This window comes from Salinispora cortesiana (assembly GCF_000484695.1).
Taxonomy (GTDB): domain Bacteria; phylum Actinomycetota; class Actinomycetes; order Mycobacteriales; family Micromonosporaceae; genus Micromonospora; species Micromonospora cortesiana.
In genome coordinates, this window is record NZ_AXVR01000047.1 from 1 (window position 1) to 15,416 (window position 15,416).

The following is a 15,416-nucleotide window of genomic DNA, read 5'->3' on the forward strand; positions in this document are numbered from 1 at the left end:
ACGGGCGCTCGGCGCCATTGGGTTGTCGGCGGCCCTCATTGCCGCGGCGGGCTGTCAGGCGGAGGAGGACAACGCCGGCGGCAGCAGTGACTGCGGTGGCAAGATCGCCATCTTCGGTGCCTTCAGCGGCCCGAACTCGGGTCTGGTGATTCCGTCGCGCGACGGCGCAAAGCTTGCGGTGGATCAGCACAACGAGGCGAACCCGGACTGCGAGGTGACCTTGCAGGAGTTCGACACCCAGGGTGACCCGACCCAGGCCACGCCGGTCGCGAACCAGGTCACCGGCGACGAGTCCTTCCTGGGCGTCATCGGTGGCGCGTTCTCCGGTGAGAGCAAGGCGACGATGGCGGTCTACGAGGCGGCCGAGATGGTGATGGTCAGCCCGTCGGCGACCGCGATCGAGCTGACCGCGGGTGGTAACGAGGTGTTCCACCGGGTGGTCGGTAACGACGCGGTCCAGGGTGCCGCCGCGGCCGTCTACCTTCGGGATGTCGTGCAGGCCAAAAAGGTCTTCGTGATCAATGATGGCACCACCTACGGCGCCGGCATCGCCGACGAGTTGACCAAGGCCCTTGGTGCGTTGGCGGGCGGCACCGACCAGGTGCAGGAGAAGCAGGTCAACTTCGCCGCCACCATCTCGAAGATCAAGGCTGCCGCGCCGGATGCGATCGCGTACGGCGGCTACACGAACGAGGCGGCTCCGCTGGTGAAGCAGATGCGGGAGGCCGGCATCACGACGACCTTCCTCGGCTTCGACGGTCTCTACGACCCGTCTTTCCCGGAGGGCGCCGGGGCCAGTGCCGAGGGTGTGATCGTGACCTGCCCGTGCCTGCCGCCGGACAAGGCCGGTGGCACCTTCGCGGCTGACTTCGAAGCGGAGTACGGCAATCCTCCGGGCTCCTACGGTGCCGAGGGTTTCGACGCCGCGAACGTGTTGATCGAGGGCCTGGCCGAGGGCAACACGACGCGTGCGGATCTGCTGGCGTGGGTCGACTCCTATGACAAGGAGGGGGTCTCGAAGTCCCTCAAGTTCGCCGACAACGGTGACGTGGACAAGTCCCGGGTGGTGATCTGGGCCTACGAGATCAAGGGCGGTGAGATCACGGCCCAGCAGGAGATCAAGCTCAGCTGAGCCAGGATGACCGTTGCGCGGCCGGGGCTTTCCCCGGCCGCGTAACGGTGCCAAAGGGGAGAAACCCGTGAATTTCGATGCCTTATTCGGCGACCTAGCCCAGCACACTGTTGACGGCTTGTCCAAGGGGGCGATCTATGCCCTCGTCGCCCTGGGGTACACGCTCGTCTATGGTGTGCTCCGTCTGATCAACTTCGCGCACTCTGAGATCTTCATGGTGGGTACCTTCGCGATCCTCGGTACCTGGTCGTTGCTCGGGGTGGCCGACAACCCTCCGATCGGCATGGCGATCGTCTACCTGCTCATCGGTCTGGTGGTCGGTGCGCTGGCCTCGGGCGCCACCGCGCTCACCGTCGAACGGGTCGCCTACCGGCGACTACGCCGGATGAACGCGCCGCCGCTGATCTTCCTGATTACCGCCATCGGGCTCTCGCTCGTCCTGGTGGAGATCTTCGCGCTGTGGATGGCAGGGTTTTTCTCGGGGCGTGGCTTCACCGAGAACCGACTCGTGATCGGGATTCCGCCGCTGCTGAAGCAGGAGACAGTGCTCTCGGTGGCGGGTGCCGACATCACCAACGTGCAGATCATCATGGTGGCCTCCGCCCTCGCGATGCTCTACGGGTTGGACCAGTTCATCAACCGGACGCGGTACGGCCGTGGGGTGCGGGCCGTGGCACAGAGCCCAGACACCGCCGCGCTGATGGGAGTGCACCAGGACCGAGTGATCATGCTGGTCTTCGTCCTGGGTGGTCTGATGGCGGGCGCCGCGGCCCTGTTGTGGAACATGCGGTACGGGATCACCAAGTTCGACATCGGCTTCGTGGTCGGGCTGAAGGCGTTCACCGCGGCGGTACTCGGTGGTATCGGTAACCTCCGCGGCGCGCTGCTCGGTGGCCTACTACTCGGGGTCATCGAGGTGTACGCGGCGACGCTGACTCGATCCACCTGGGAGGATGTGGCCGCCTTCGTGGTGCTCGTGGTGGTGCTGATCTTCCGCCCGACCGGCCTGCTCGGTGAGTCTCTCGGAAAGGCGAGGGCATGACAGAGGCACTACGACAATTCAACGAGCGGCGCCGACACGTTCTGGGGGGCATGGGCGACCGGTGGCGTGCGCTGCCTCGTTGGCAGCGTTGGCTGACACTGCTCGCGGGCGTTGCCTTCCTCTACTACCTGCCGTTCCTCGGCGACATCCCGGGGACGAATCTGATCATCCCGGGGCTTGACTGGTTCCGGACCGACTCCATCGATGGCGGTGCCAACTGGGCTGGGGTGCTCTTCGTCTGCGCCCTCTACGTCCTGGTGGCGATCGGGCTCAATGTCGTGATCGGGCTGGCTGGTCTGCTCGACCTCGGCTACGTGGGCTTCTACGCGGTGGGCGCCTACAGCGTGGCGCTGTTCGGGTCGGCCGAGTCGCCGGTTGTGGGGGCGTTGCAGGATCAGTTCGGCCTCTCCCAGGACTGGGCGATCGCATGGGCGATCTGCATCCCGATCGCGTTGGCCTTCTCGTTGGTCGCGGGCGTCCTGCTCGGTTGGCCGACGCTGCGGCTTCGGGGTGACTACCTGGCCATCGTGACGTTGGGCTTCGGCGAGATCATTCGGATCGTCGCGAAGAACTCGGGGTGGGCCGGCGAGGCGCAGGGCGTGCCCGGCATTCCCGGCCCGGAGGGCCCACCGTCGCCCGACAACAAGGTCTTCGGTCTGCTCGACATCAAGCCCTGGTACTGGCTGGCGTTGAGCGTGGTGCTGCTGATGGTCCTGCTGGTCCGGCGGCTGGAACACAGCCGGGTGGGGCGGTCGTGGCTGGCCATCCGGGAGGATGAGGACGCCGCCGCGGTGATGGGCGTCTACCCGTTCAAGTTCAAGCTCTGGGCGTTCGCGATCGGTGCCGCCCTGGGCGGGTTCTCCGGTTTGCTCTTCGCCAGCCGGTCGGCCTTCATCCAGCCCGAGACCTTCAACGTCCAGCTCTCCATTCTGTTCGTCGCGATGGTGGTGGTCGGTGGCTCCGGCAACATGGCGGGTGTGGCGGTCGGCGCCTTCCTGCTCGCGTACCTGCCGGAGCGGTTCCGCGACTTCTCGGAGTACCGGGTCCTCGCCTTCGGCCTAGCATTGGTACTCATCATGCTGCTGCGCCCGCAGGGCCTGTTGCCGAGTCGGCGACGAACGCGCGAGCTGCAGGACAGGGCGAAGGAGGCTCCGGTAAATGTTGCCTAAGCAGAAGACATCGCCCGAGGACGCGGCCAAGCCCGAGGTGCTGCTTGAGGTGGATGGGGTCACGCTCCGCTTTGGCGGTGTGGTGGCGCTGGACGATCTAAGTTTCAACCTGCACAGGGGTGAGATCCTCGGGCTCATCGGTCCGAACGGGGCTGGCAAGACCACCTGCTTCAACGCGATGACCGGGGTCTACCGGCCGACCTCCGGTGAGGTTCGGTTCGACGGACAGCAGGTCAGCGGACGGAAGCCGCACCGGATCAACCAGATGGGAATCGCCCGGACGTTCCAGAACATCCGGCTCTTCCCGGAGATGACCGCGCTGGAGAACGTGCTGGTTGGGGCGGACTCCCAGCACCGCACCAGTGTGGTCGGTGCGCTGTTCCGGCTGTATCGGGTCAAGCCGAAGCCGGAGGAGTTGCCCACGGTCGACTCGACCAACGGGCTGGTGCGGTTCTGGCAGCAGGTTCGCCGCTCCTCGGCTCAGGTGTTCGGTATCTCCCGGCACACGCTCGAGGAGCGCGCCGGCGAGCGTAAGGCATACGAACTGCTGCGCTTCGTCGGCATTGATGACCGCGCCAACGACCTTGCCCGCAACCTCCCTTACGGTTACCAACGCCGGTTGGAGATCGCGCGGGCGCTGGCCACCGAGCCGAAGTTGCTCTGCCTGGACGAGCCGGCCGCCGGCTTCAATCCGGCGGAGAAGGAGGAACTCCTCGAACTGATCCGCAGGATTCGGGATCGCGGTTTCACGGTGCTGCTCATCGAGCACGACATGCGCCTCGTCATGGGGGTCACCGACCGGATCGTGGTGTTGGAGTTCGGTAAGAAGATCGCTGAGGGGGCACCCGCCGAGGTGCGGGATGACCCGAAGGTGATCGCGGCGTACCTGGGGGAGCCCGCAGATGCTGCTTGAGATTAACGATCTGACCCTCCGGTACGGCCGGATCGAGGCGCTACACGGGATCAGCCTGCACGTCAATGAGGGTGAGGTGGTTGCTCTCATCGGCGCGAACGGTGCGGGTAAGACCACCACCATGCGGGCAATTTCCGGACTCCGGCCGGCGAGCCGGGGAACGATCCGGTTCAACGGGGAGGACATCACCAACCTCCGAGCCGACCTACGGGTACGGCGGGGCATCTGCCAGTCGCCCGAGGGGCGGGGCATCTTCCCGGGCATGACGGTCCTGGACAACCTCGACATGGGGGCGTACACCCGGCGGGACCACGCGGGGATCACCGCCGACCTGGAGCGGGTGTTCGAGCTGTTCCCGCGGCTGGCGGAGCGGCGTCGTCAGCTGGGGGGGACGCTCTCCGGTGGCGAACAGCAGATGCTCGCGGTCGGGCGGGCGTTGATGGCTCGGCCGAAGCTGTTGCTGTTGGATGAGCCGTCGATGGGGCTCGCCCCGATGATCATTCAGCAGATCTTCGACATCATCGTGGAGATCAACCAGCAGGGCACCACGATCCTGCTGGTGGAGCAGAACGCCCAGCAGGCGCTCTCCCGGGCACATCGGGGGTACGTGTTGGAGACCGGCCAGATCGTCAAGGAGGGGTCCGGCCAGGACCTGCTGCACGACCCATCGGTCAAGGAGGCGTATCTAGGCGTCGCCTGATCGGCGTCGCCGCCCATGTGGCCGGTTGTCCCGCCCGGGGACGACCGGCCGCTGCTGGCCACGGCGGGATCCGGCTTTCCGCGCTGGCGTCCCGGTGCCGCCACCCGGGCATGTCGGCGGCACGGACTAGAGTCGCCACCGTGACAGCCACGAAGCCGCGCCTGCTCCTCGTCGACGGACACTCCCTGGCCTACCGGGCGTTCTTCGCCCTGCCGGTCGAGAACTTCTCCACTACGACGGGGCAACCGACCAACGCGGTCTACGGCTTCACCTCCATGTTGATCAACGTTCTTCGGGACGAGCAGCCGACGCACATCGCCGTGGCCTTCGACGTCTCCCGACACTCCTTCCGCACCGAGCGATACGCGGAGTACAAAGCGGGCCGCAGCGAGACCCCGAGCGACTTCAAGGGTCAGGTCAGCCTGGTCAAGGAGATCCTGGCGGCGTTGCGCGTCCCGGCGGTGGAGATGGCGGGCTACGAGGCGGACGACGTGATCGCCACGCTCACCCGACAGGCCCGCGAACAGGGGATGTCGGTCCTGATCACGACCGGCGACCGGGACGCCTTCCAACTCGTTGACGACGATGTCACGGTGCTCTACCCTCGCAAGGGCGTCTCCGACCTGGCCCGAATGGACCCGGCTGCGGTGACGGCGAAATACGGGGTACCCCCGCAGCACTACCGGGACCTCGCCGCGTTGGTCGGCGAGACCAGCGACAACCTGCCCGGCGTCCCGGGCGTCGGCCCGAAGACCGCCGCCAAATGGATCACCGCCTACGGTGGGGTCGAGGGTGTCGTCGCCCGGGCCGACGAGATCAAGGGCAAGGCCGGGGCGAACCTGCGGGAGCGCCTAGCCGACGTGATCCGCAATCACGAGCTCAACTGCCTGGTCACCGACCTAGAGCTGCCCCTGCCACTGGCGGAGACACGCTGGGCTGGCTGGGACCGGGAGGCGGTGCATCAGGTTTTCGACACGCTGGAGTTCCGCATCCTTCGGGATCGGCTCTACCAGTACCTGGACGCTGTTGAGCCGGAGGCCGAGTCGGGTTTCGACCTGGCGGGTGAGCTCCTCGTCGAGCCGGGGGCGCTCGCCGCCTGGCTGGGGGAGCACGCGGCACCGAACACGCCGGTCGGCCTCGCCGTCACGCTCGACACCGGGCCCAACCGGCGGCACCTCGCCGACGTGACCGGCATGGCGCTGGCGACCGCCGCCGGGGCCGGGGCCTGGTTCGACCCCGGCCGACTCGACGCCGCCGACGAGATCGCCCTGGCAGGGTGGCTGGCAGAGGTGAGTCGACCGAAGGTGCTGCACGACAGCAAGCCGGCGGTGCTCGCGTTCGCCGCCCGCGGGTGGTCGATCCGGGGCATCACCAGAGACACGCAGATCGCCGCCTACCTGGCCCGGCCCGACCAGCGCTCCTACGACCTGACCGACCTGGCCCTGCGGTATCTGCACCGGGAGTTGCGGGTTGACCTGCCGGAAACCGGCCAGCTCACCCTCGACGGCCTGGGCGATGACGGTGCGGCCGAGCAGAACCTGATGCTGCGGGCCCGGGCCACCCTCGATCTCGCCGAAGCGATCGACGCGGAGTTGTCACGGGACGGTGAGCAGTCGGCCCGGCTGATGGCTGACGTGGAGCTGCCGCTGATGCGGGTTCTCGCGGGCATGGAGCGCACCGGCATCGCCGCCGACACGCAGTACCTGTCCGAGTTGGAGGCGCACTTCGCCGCGGAGGTGAAGGCCGCCGCGCAGGGCGCCTACGAGGCGGTCGGGCGAGAGTTCAACCTGGGCTCGCCGAAGCAGCTGCAGGAGATCCTCTTCGGCGAGCTGGGGCTACCCAAGACCAAGCGGATCAAGACCGGCTACACCACCGACGCGGACGCCCTGCAGTGGCTACACGGGCAGACCCCGCACCCGGTGCTCGGGCACCTGCTGCGTCACCGGGACGTGGCGAAGCTGAAGAGCACGGTTGACGGGCTACTCAAGTCGGTCTCCGACGGCGGCCGAATCCATACCACCTTCAACCAGACCGTGGCGGCCACCGGGCGGCTCTCCTCCACGGAGCCAAACCTGCAGAACATTCCGATCCGCACCGAGGAGGGGCGGCGGATCCGGCGGGCGTTCGTGGTCGGCGCAGGGTATGAATGCCTGCTCACCGCCGACTACAGCCAGATCGAGATGCGGATCATGGCCCACCTGTCGGCGGACGAGGCCCTGATCGACGCCTTCAACTCGGGCCGCGACTTCCATGCCGCGACCGCCTCGTCGGTCTTCCAGGTGCCGGTGGAGGCGGTCACCCCCGACCAGCGGCGCAAGATCAAGGCGATGAACTACGGCCTGGCCTACGGGCTGAGCGCGTTCGGCCTCTCCCAGCAGCTCGGCGTGACCGCCGAGGAGGCGCGCGGGCTGATGGAGACCTACTTCGCCGGTTTCGGTGGGGTGCGCGACTACCTGCAGGAGGTGGTGGCCCGGGCCCGGCGCGACGGCTACACCGAGAGCGTCCTCGGCCGTCGCCGCTACCTGCCTGACCTGGTCAGCGACAACCGGCAGCGGCGGGAGATGGCGGAGCGGATGGCGCTCAACGCTCCGATCCAGGGCTCTGCCGCCGATGTCATCAAGGTGGCGATGATGAACGTTGACGGGGCGGTGCGCGATGCCGGGCTGCGTTCCCGGATGCTGCTGCAGGTGCACGACGAGCTGGTCTTCGAGGTGGCCCCCGGGGAGCGGGAGGTGCTGGAGGCGCTGGTCCGGCGGGAGATGGGCGGGGCGTACCCGCTGTCCGTGCCGCTGGAGGTGTCGGTCGGCGATGGGCGGGACTGGAACAGCGCCGACCACTGATCGGCTCGCTACCGGCCGGGGCCCCGGCGTTCCCTCGGTGGGGCACCGTGCCGCCGTAGCGCCTTGCGGGACGGGCCTCCCGGTGGCGGCAGCGGGCCCTTGGTCGGGTCGTGCCCCCAGTTCATCAGGGAGTATCGCCACCGGGTGTCCCGAACGTCGCCGCTGGGCCGTTGCGCCATGTGCCGGCGGACATAGCCGACGACTTTCCGCATGTGCCGGTAGTCGTCCTCGGAGAGCTCGCTCCGCCGACGCCGGAGCAGGTCGAGGATCCGTCGGCCGGAGCGGTGGCCGACCGTCTCACTGCCCTGGTCACCCCGTCTCCGCCAGCCCACATGCTTGGACTTCTCGGTCTCCAGCCAGGTCGACAGTTCACCAGGGCGCATGTTCACCGCCGTGGTGAAGTCTCGGTACGTCTGCTGCGGGTCGTTCCGACGGCTCACGGCGTGGCACCTCCCGTCCGAAGCCGGTCCGGCCAGGTCCGGGATACCCGGTCCGGATCCGCGGAAACGGCCCGACGGCCCCGCCAAAGCGGCATCCGGGAACGGCAGGTCGCGCGGTGCGCCGGTTCGCCTTGTCCAGTTCCCGGTGAGTCAGCGAGGGTACGGTGAGCGCCCCCTTATCCTCGTCCGGTGGCCCTACAACTCCAGACCCGCGGGTCCGACTCGTCCTGGATTGACGCCGTGTGGTCCGGCACGAGTACCGGGGTCGTGGAGATGACCTCGGTAGCGACGGTCTGCTGGGGCCTGGTGTTCTGGGAGCGGCAGGGCATCGCGTACGCGGCCATCACCGGACCCGAGACGAAGACCAGCGCCGCACCGGTGCCGGAGGGCGCGAGCTTCGTCGGGATCGACTTCGCCGTCGGCACGTCGCTACGGGCCGTGTCGACGCCGGCTCTTGTGGACGGCGGCGCCGAGCTTCCCGACACCACCCGCCGGACCTTCCGGCTGGCCGGCGTCCGCTGGGAGACTCCCGGCGCGGATGACGCCGAGGCCTTGGTAAACCGCCTGGTCCGTACGGGAGCCATAGTCCGTGACCCGATCGTCACCGCGGTCCGCCGAGGCCATCGGCCAACGGTTTCGCAGCGGACCGTCGAACGTCGATTCCGAGCGGCGACCGGGCTCACCCAGGGCGCCGTACGGCAGGTCGAACGGGTACGCGAGGCGGCGGCACTCCTGGCCGCCGCCGCCCCGGTAGCCGATGTCGTCTCCCGGCTCGAGTACGTCGACGAGCCGCACCTGGCTCGTGCGCTGCGCCGGTACGTGGGCCGTACGGCGCGGCAACTCCGCGCGGGCGCTGGCGGCCCGATCGCCCTGGAGCTGGGTTAGCGGACGACGTCGTAGAGCAGCTTGACGACACCGTTCGGGTAGGCCGCGGTGTCCCGCAGACGTAGTACCTGTTTGGCCTTGTCCGCCGTGCTGAACAGGCTCTTCCCGGCGCCGAGCAGGAGTGGGAAGCAGAGCAGGTGGTACCGGTCGATCAACCCGGCGTCGGAGAGCCGTCGGGCGAGCTCCGCGCTGCCATGGATGAATATCGCGTCGCCCTCGCGCTGCTTGAGCTCGACAACCTCGTCGGTTGATCGTAGGACCGTCGTCGGTCCCCATCCCGGGACGAGGGCGTCGTCGGGCAGCGTGGTCGAGACGACATACTTGGGTAGTTCCCGGTAGTCAGCGTGGTCGTCCGAGTCGCGCCAGATCGGCGCGAACGCCTTGTAGCTTCGGCGGCCGAACATCAGCGCCGAGGTCTCCTGGAGCTCCTCGCCCTTGAGCGAGAAGACCTCGGGTAGGAATTCGATGTCCTTGAACACCCAACCGCCGCTGCGGTGCTCCTCACCCGGCCCGCCGCCGGGGGAGTCCAAGACGCCGTCGAGCGAGATGAACCCGGTGTAGACCAGCTCACGCATGTCTCGTGCTCCCATGGGTAGGCGACCAGCGTCACCATGTCGATCGAACAGCCGTGGTGCCGGGCCGACGCACCGTGGTGGAGCGCGCCGCCCATGCTAGGCACCGCCACCGTCGGGGTCTTGGACGAAAACGACGGCTGCTGCGCGCCCGGGTTGCCACGATCCGTACCGTTGGCAGGATGCAGCAGTCCGAACCGGCGGTCATCCGACGTGTGGTGTCAGCGGCTGAGGGGCGAGCGGCGAGCCGACAGTGGTGGGACCAGGACGCAGACAGCTATCAGGCGGAGCACGGCGCGTTTCTCGGGGACGTTGATCTCGTGTGGTGTCCCGAGGGGTTGCGGGAGGCGGAGGCGAGGCTGCTCGGTGCCGTGGCCGGGACTCGGGTCCTGGAGCTGGGCTGTGGCGCGGCCGCGGGCTCCCGCTGGCTGGACGGGCAGGGGGCAAAGGTTACGGCTCTCGACCTGTCCGCCGGCATGTTGCGGCAGGCTCGGCTGGCCGCCGAGCGCTCGGGCGTGCAGGTGCCACTCGTACAGGCTGACGCCCTGGCGTTGCCGTTCGGGCCGGGCGTCTTCGATACCGTGCATTCCGCGTTTGGTGCGGTTCCGTTCGTCGCGGACTCGGCGACGCTGATGCGCGAGGTGTTTCGGGTACTGCGACCCGGCGGAGCCTGGGTTTTCGCGGTTACCCATCCGTTGCGCTGGGTCTTCTTGGATGACGCCGGCGAGGGCGGCCTGGTCGCGGTGCACTCCTACTTCGACCGCCGCCCTTACGTGGAAGAGGATTCGGCGGGAGCGCCGACCTACATTGAGGCGCACCGCACCGTCGGCGACCGGATCCGGGAACTGAGTGCCGCCGGCTTCGTCCTTCGCGACCTGGTGGAACCGGAGTGGCCGCCGGGGCACGAAGAAACCTGGGGCCAGTGGAGCCCGTTGCGGGGCCGGCTGATCCCGGGCACCGCCATCTTCGTCGCCGAGCGGCCCGCCACCGATGACCCAGCGGCAGAAGCGTGGTCTTGGTAACGAGCGGGCGAGGGAGCGGCCTCGGTGCTGCAGTGCGCGCCTGCTGGGCTGGTACCGGTGGGGCCGGTGTGATTCGGGCGACAGGCCGGGCGCGTTATTCGACGATAATCCGCTTTTGCAGGTGGCGCGATGGTGAGTGGGTGGGAGGCCTTGCACGCTGTGGTAATGCAGAGGGTAGGCTAGACGACGCGCTCGCGGATTGTGTACCTCGGTAGGGAGCAGGTGCGCGGTCGACGGAGCCACATCATGATCCCGCGCAGTGATCGTTCGGTGTGTCCGGCGGCGGGTCCGTTTGCGCGAATAGGTCACCGCGGCTCACATCCGTGATGACAACCATCCGACCGGAGCAACCGCCCACATGACGAGCAGCATCGAGGCCCCCTCGAGCGCCACCAAGGTCACCGTCGACGATCTCGGCAGCGAAGAGGCTTTCCTCGCCGCGATCGACGAGACCATCAAGTACTTCAATGACGGCGACATTGTCGAAGGCACCGTCGTCAAGGTCGATCGGGACGAGGTCCTGCTCGACATCGGCTACAAGACCGAGGGCGTCATCCCCTCTCGGGAGCTGTCGATCAAGCACGACGTGGACCCCGCCGAGGTCGTCTCGGTCGGTGACCACATCGAGGCCCTTGTTCTCCAGAAGGAGGACAAGGAGGGGCGGCTGATCCTCTCGAAGAAGCGGGCGCAGTACGAGCGCGCCTGGGGCACCATCGAGAAGATCAAGGACGAGGACGGCGTGGTCCGTGGCTCGGTCATCGAGGTGGTCAAGGGCGGCCTGATCCTCGACATCGGGCTGCGCGGCTTCCTGCCGGCCTCCCTGGTCGAGATGCGTCGGGTGCGGGACCTCCAGCCGTACGTCGGCCGCGAGCTCGAGGCCAAGATCATTGAGCTGGACAAGAACCGCAACAACGTGGTCCTGTCCCGCCGGGCCTGGCTCGAGCAGACGCAGTCCGAGGTGCGCACCGAGTTCCTCAACAAGCTGCAGAAGGGGCAGGTCCGGAAGGGCGTTGTCTCCTCGATCGTCAACTTCGGCGCCTTCGTCGACCTGGGCGGCGTGGACGGCCTGGTGCACGTCTCCGAGCTCTCCTGGAAGCACATCGATCACCCGTCCGAGGTGGTCGAGGTGGGCCAGGAGGTCGAGGTCGAGGTCCTCGACGTCGACCTGGACCGCGAGCGGGTCTCGCTGTCGCTGAAGGCGACCCAGGAGGACCCGTGGCGTCAGTTCGCCCGCACCCACGCGATCCAGCAGATCGTGCCCGGTAAGGTCACCAAGCTGGTGCCGTTCGGCGCGTTCGTCCGGGTCGACGACGGCATCGAGGGTCTGGTCCACATCTCCGAGCTGGCCGAGCGCCACGTGGAGATCCCGGAGCAGGTCGTCCAGGTCGGCTCCGAGGTCATGGTCAAGGTCATCGACATCGACCTGGAGCGGCGCCGGATCTCGCTGTCGCTCAAGCAGGCCAACGAGGGCTTCGTCGAGGGCGAGGAGCACTTCGACCCGACCCTTTACGGCATGGCGGCGACCTACGACGCCGAGGGCAACTACATCTACCCCGAGGGCTTCGACCCCGAGACGGGCGAGTGGCTCGAGGGCTACGAGAAGCAGCGCGAGACCTGGGAGCAGCAGTACGCCGAGGCGCGTCAGCGTTGGGAGGCCCACCAGAAGCAGGTGCAGGCATCCCGCGCCGCCGACGCCGAGGCTGCGGCCAACCCGCCGGCCGTCGGCCCGACCACCACGACGACCGCGGCTCCGAGCCGGCAGGCGGAGGAGCCGTCCGGCACCCTCGCCACCGACGAGGCGCTCGCCGCCCTGCGGGAGAAGCTCGCCGGCGGCAAGTGATCCAAGGGCTCTGGCCGCCCCGCGGCGAACCAGAGCCGGTACTAACGACGGGCCCCGCCTGGTGATCGACAGATCGCCGGCGGGGCCCCGCCGTTTCTGCCGACGGGGGATGAGCCGGGACCGGTGTGGCGTGCTGGCGACTGATCCGGTTGACTGGTCCGGTGCTGATGGTGGGACTGACCGGTGGGATCGGCGCGGGCAAGAGCGCCGTAGCGGCCCGGCTGGCGGGGCTGGGCGCGGTGATCGTGGACGCCGACCGGCTCTCCCGCGAGGTGGTGGCGCCGGGCACCGAAGGGCTCGCCGAGATCGTCGACACCTTCGGTGATCGGGTGCTCGGCCCCGACGGGGCGCTCGATCGGGCGGCGCTCGGTTCCCTGGTCTTCACCGACGAACCGGGTCGCCGCGCCCTGGAGGCGATCATCCACCCGCGGGTCCGGACCCGCACGGCCGAGCTGGTAGCCGCGGCGCCACCCGACGCGGTCGTCGTCAACGACGTACCGCTGCTGGTCGAGTCGGGGCTCGCGCCCACGTACCACCTGGTGATCGTGGTGCAGACGGCCCTGTCGATTCGACTGGAGCGGTTGACCCGCGACCGGGGGATGACGCCGGCCGAGGCGCGGCGGCGGATCGCCGCGCAGGCCGACGACGCTCATCGCCGAGCGGCAGCGGACGTGTTGCTGACCAACGACGGAACCCGCGACGAGCTACACCGCGCGGTTGACGCGCTCTGGGCCGACCGGCTGCTGCCCTACGCGGTCAATCTCCGCGACCGGCGGGTGGCCCAGCCGCCCCGGCCCGAGCGCGTCCAGGCCGACCCGAGCTGGCCCGAGCAGTACGCTCGGCTGGCCGCCCGGATCCGTCGCGCTGTCACCCCAGCGGACCTGCGGATCGCCCACATCGGCTCGACGGCGGTTCCGGAACCCGACCCGGTGGACGTGATCGAGATCCAGCTCACCGTGCCGTGCCTTGGTGACGCGGACGGAGCGTTGGCCGAACAGCTCGCGGACGCGGGGTTTCCCCGGCTGCCCGAGACGGGGCGGGATACGCCACGCTGGCCGGAACGGGTGCACGGCAGTGCCGACCCGGCGCGCCCGGTGCGCCTCTACGTCCGGGAGGCGGGCTGGCCCGGTGGACGGCCGTGACGAGCATCGCCCGGCCGGTGCACGTCGAGGGGTCAGCTGGCGGCGCCGTCGTCGAATATGAGGTCCACCTGCGCCCAGGTCCCGGCCGCCGTCGCGAGCTGGAGCCGGTGGGGGAGCCCGGATCGGTCGAGCCAGTAGCGAATCGGTTTGCCGACGGCCGCCACCACCTCGACCACGTCGAGTTCGGTGTCGGCCAGCCGATCGCCCCGAATCCGTCGCGCCGTGCCCTCTTCGGCGGGGGTCGCCGCGCGCAGCGCGGCGTCAAGCAGGGCTGCGAGCCCGGCGTCGGGAGCGGGCTCCCAGCCGGTGGTGGGGATGGGCAGCGGTGGCTGCACGGGGTCCACACCGGAGTTGATGGCTGCTGGTAGCTCGGTTTGGGTGGTGCGCCCACGTTCGTGCCGGATCAGGGTTCGCCGACGTGGGGAGTCAAGGTCATCCACCGCGAGGTATGCGCTGCGTCGGCTCCAGTTGATCCATCCTGTCCCCCGAAGGTTGGCTGCCGAGCCGAGTAGCGCGGTGAGCGTGGCTCGCGTCTCGCCCGCGGTGCGGAGTTGGGTGGGGAGTGACGCCAGGCGGCGGCGTTCGGCAGCACTGAGTGGCCGGGGGGTGCCGGCCTGCCCACCGAGGGCCTCCACCGGACGTAGCGTCGGTCGGTCGGCGCGGTTCAGTCGTACGGTGACCGGGCCGAGGTCGGGAAGCTGGGCCTCTAGTCGGTGTAGCCGCGCCTCCCGATCAACCCACCAGTGGACATCGGTGGCGGACGGGGTTGGTGCACCGGGTTGGGCCGGCGGTAGCCCGGCGGCGAGGACGTCTGTCCCACCGGCGCTGGCGATCCACCGTGCGGTCTCCCGCGCCGGTGGGTCGGCTCGGTCGGTGGCGAGCGCGAAGAGCAGGTCGAGCAGTGGCCGGAGGTGGTCGGTAGCCGGCGGCGTCGCCAGCCGCCAGCCATCGGCGGGGGGTACCAGAGGCGGGGGCGCTGGTGACAGGGGCGCCGGGGTGGTGTGGTCCGGGCGGAGCAGCAGCACTGTGGGCGTCGCCTGGAGTAGACCCTGTTGGGCACCCATGCCCGGACCACCGAGATCGAGGTAGAGCAGCGGGCGGGACCAGTCGACCCAGCCGACCAAGTCGGTTCGGGCGGCTCCGGTCCCCGCCGTCAGGTGTACCCCGGCTCGCAGGTCGCGGTAGTTGGTGACCCGTACCGCGGCGAGTCGGGTTCGCTCGTCGGCGGTTGGCAGGCGGGATGACTCGGCTGGGTCGGGTACCCAGCTCAGCCCGAGGACCAGAGCTGTGGCGGCGAGCAGGGAAACCGCGGCGAGCGTACGGAGGATGGTCCGGCGGTGGCCGGTGACCCGGGGGAACTGGCCGGTCTGGGTGTCGTCGGAGGCGGTCGAGGCGGACTGGGTGTGGGGCGGGGGCCGATGCCGGGGAGTGCGGCGGGTACGGCTGGTGCGGGCGGAGGACTCCACGGCATGTTGAACGGAGTCGGCCGGTCCCTGGTGACGCGTGTGTGCGCTCGCGGCGGCCGGTCAGCGCGGTCAGCGCGACCACGTCGGGTGCGCACGCCGGAATCGGGTGCTGCGACCACGTGCCGGGGGTAGGGGGCCGTCCTGGGCCCGGTGCCGGCCCGGTCGGCCGCCGCGAGCGGCTTACCCGAGAAGCGTAGCTCGCCAGGTGGGGGGCGACAACGAAATATCGAAGCTGATCACCGAAGGTTGGTAG

The 15,416-nt window shown here is 69.0% G+C and carries 13 protein-coding genes; 10 read left to right on the top strand and 3 right to left on the bottom strand.

The annotated features are described in order from the left end of the window. From K228_RS0118500 to polA, 6 genes are all read left to right on the top strand, one after another. The coding region (locus K228_RS0118500; protein ID WP_245603512.1) for a branched-chain amino acid ABC transporter substrate-binding protein at positions 1-1,132 on the top strand (1,132 nt) is incomplete at its 5' end. A gap of 67 nt (positions 1,133-1,199) precedes the next feature. Further along, complete coding sequence (locus K228_RS0118505; protein WP_025619781.1) at positions 1,200-2,174, top strand: branched-chain amino acid ABC transporter permease; 975 nt, start codon at positions 1,200-1,202, stop codon at positions 2,172-2,174. Further along, complete coding sequence (locus tag K228_RS0118510) at positions 2,171-3,343, top strand: branched-chain amino acid ABC transporter permease (RefSeq protein WP_033777085.1); 1,173 nt, start codon at positions 2,171-2,173, stop codon at positions 3,341-3,343. The genes K228_RS0118505 and K228_RS0118510 overlap by 4 nt, the downstream gene beginning before the upstream one ends. Then, entirely contained in the window at positions 3,333-4,256 is a 924-nt protein-coding gene (locus tag K228_RS0118515) for an ABC transporter ATP-binding protein (RefSeq protein ID WP_025619783.1), read from the top strand. Before K228_RS0118510 ends, K228_RS0118515 begins: the two co-directional genes overlap by 11 nt. After that, positions 4,246-4,956, top strand: a complete 711-nt coding sequence (locus K228_RS0118520; RefSeq protein ID WP_025619784.1) for an ABC transporter ATP-binding protein — start codon at positions 4,246-4,248, stop codon at positions 4,954-4,956. Before K228_RS0118515 ends, K228_RS0118520 begins: the two co-directional genes overlap by 11 nt. A 140-nt stretch (positions 4,957-5,096) precedes the next feature. Continuing rightward, complete coding sequence (polA, locus tag K228_RS0118525) at positions 5,097-7,796, top strand: DNA polymerase I (protein WP_025619785.1); 2,700 nt, start codon at positions 5,097-5,099, stop codon at positions 7,794-7,796. A gap of 8 nt (positions 7,797-7,804) precedes the next feature. Here polA and K228_RS0118530 read toward each other — a convergent pair whose 3' ends face one another. Beyond that, positions 7,805-8,236 carry a DUF3140 domain-containing protein gene (locus K228_RS0118530; protein WP_025619786.1) on the bottom strand — a complete coding sequence of 144 codons (432 nt, stop codon included), beginning with the start codon at positions 8,234-8,236 and terminating at the stop codon, positions 7,805-7,807. A gap of 189 nt (positions 8,237-8,425) precedes the next feature. Between K228_RS0118530 and K228_RS0118535 the strand changes: the two genes are divergently transcribed. Beyond that, entirely contained in the window at positions 8,426-9,121 is a 696-nt protein-coding gene (locus K228_RS0118535) for a helix-turn-helix domain-containing protein (RefSeq protein WP_018251609.1), read from the top strand. On the opposite strand, the gene K228_RS0118540 is transcribed toward K228_RS0118535, so the two are convergent. After that, positions 9,118-9,696 carry a dihydrofolate reductase family protein gene (locus tag K228_RS0118540; RefSeq protein WP_025619787.1) on the bottom strand — a complete coding sequence of 193 codons (579 nt, stop codon included), beginning with the start codon at positions 9,694-9,696 and terminating at the stop codon, positions 9,118-9,120. The two genes, K228_RS0118535 and K228_RS0118540, sit on opposite strands and share 4 nt — an antisense overlap. Positions 9,697-9,875: 179 nt before the next feature. Between K228_RS0118540 and K228_RS0118545 the strand changes: the two genes are divergently transcribed. From K228_RS0118545 to coaE, 3 genes are all read left to right on the top strand, one after another. Then, positions 9,876-10,715, top strand: coding sequence for a class I SAM-dependent methyltransferase (locus K228_RS0118545; RefSeq protein WP_025619788.1), 840 nt, complete (start codon positions 9,876-9,878; stop codon positions 10,713-10,715). A 358-nt stretch (positions 10,716-11,073) separates the two neighbouring features. Further along, positions 11,074-12,555 (top strand): 30S ribosomal protein S1, encoded by a 1,482-nt coding sequence (gene rpsA / locus K228_RS0118550; protein ID WP_018251606.1) that lies wholly within the window; start codon positions 11,074-11,076, stop codon positions 12,553-12,555. Between the two features lie 161 nt (positions 12,556-12,716). Continuing rightward, complete coding sequence (gene coaE / locus K228_RS0118555) at positions 12,717-13,697, top strand: dephospho-CoA kinase (protein ID WP_188116218.1); 981 nt, start codon at positions 12,717-12,719, stop codon at positions 13,695-13,697. A 32-nt stretch (positions 13,698-13,729) separates the two neighbouring features. Here the strand turns inward: coaE and K228_RS0118560 are convergent, their stop codons facing one another. Continuing rightward, positions 13,730-15,163: a hypothetical protein gene (locus K228_RS0118560; RefSeq protein ID WP_025619790.1), complete on the bottom strand. Its 1,434-nt coding sequence runs from the start codon at positions 15,161-15,163 to the stop codon at positions 13,730-13,732. Between the last annotated feature and the right edge of the window lie 253 nt (positions 15,164-15,416).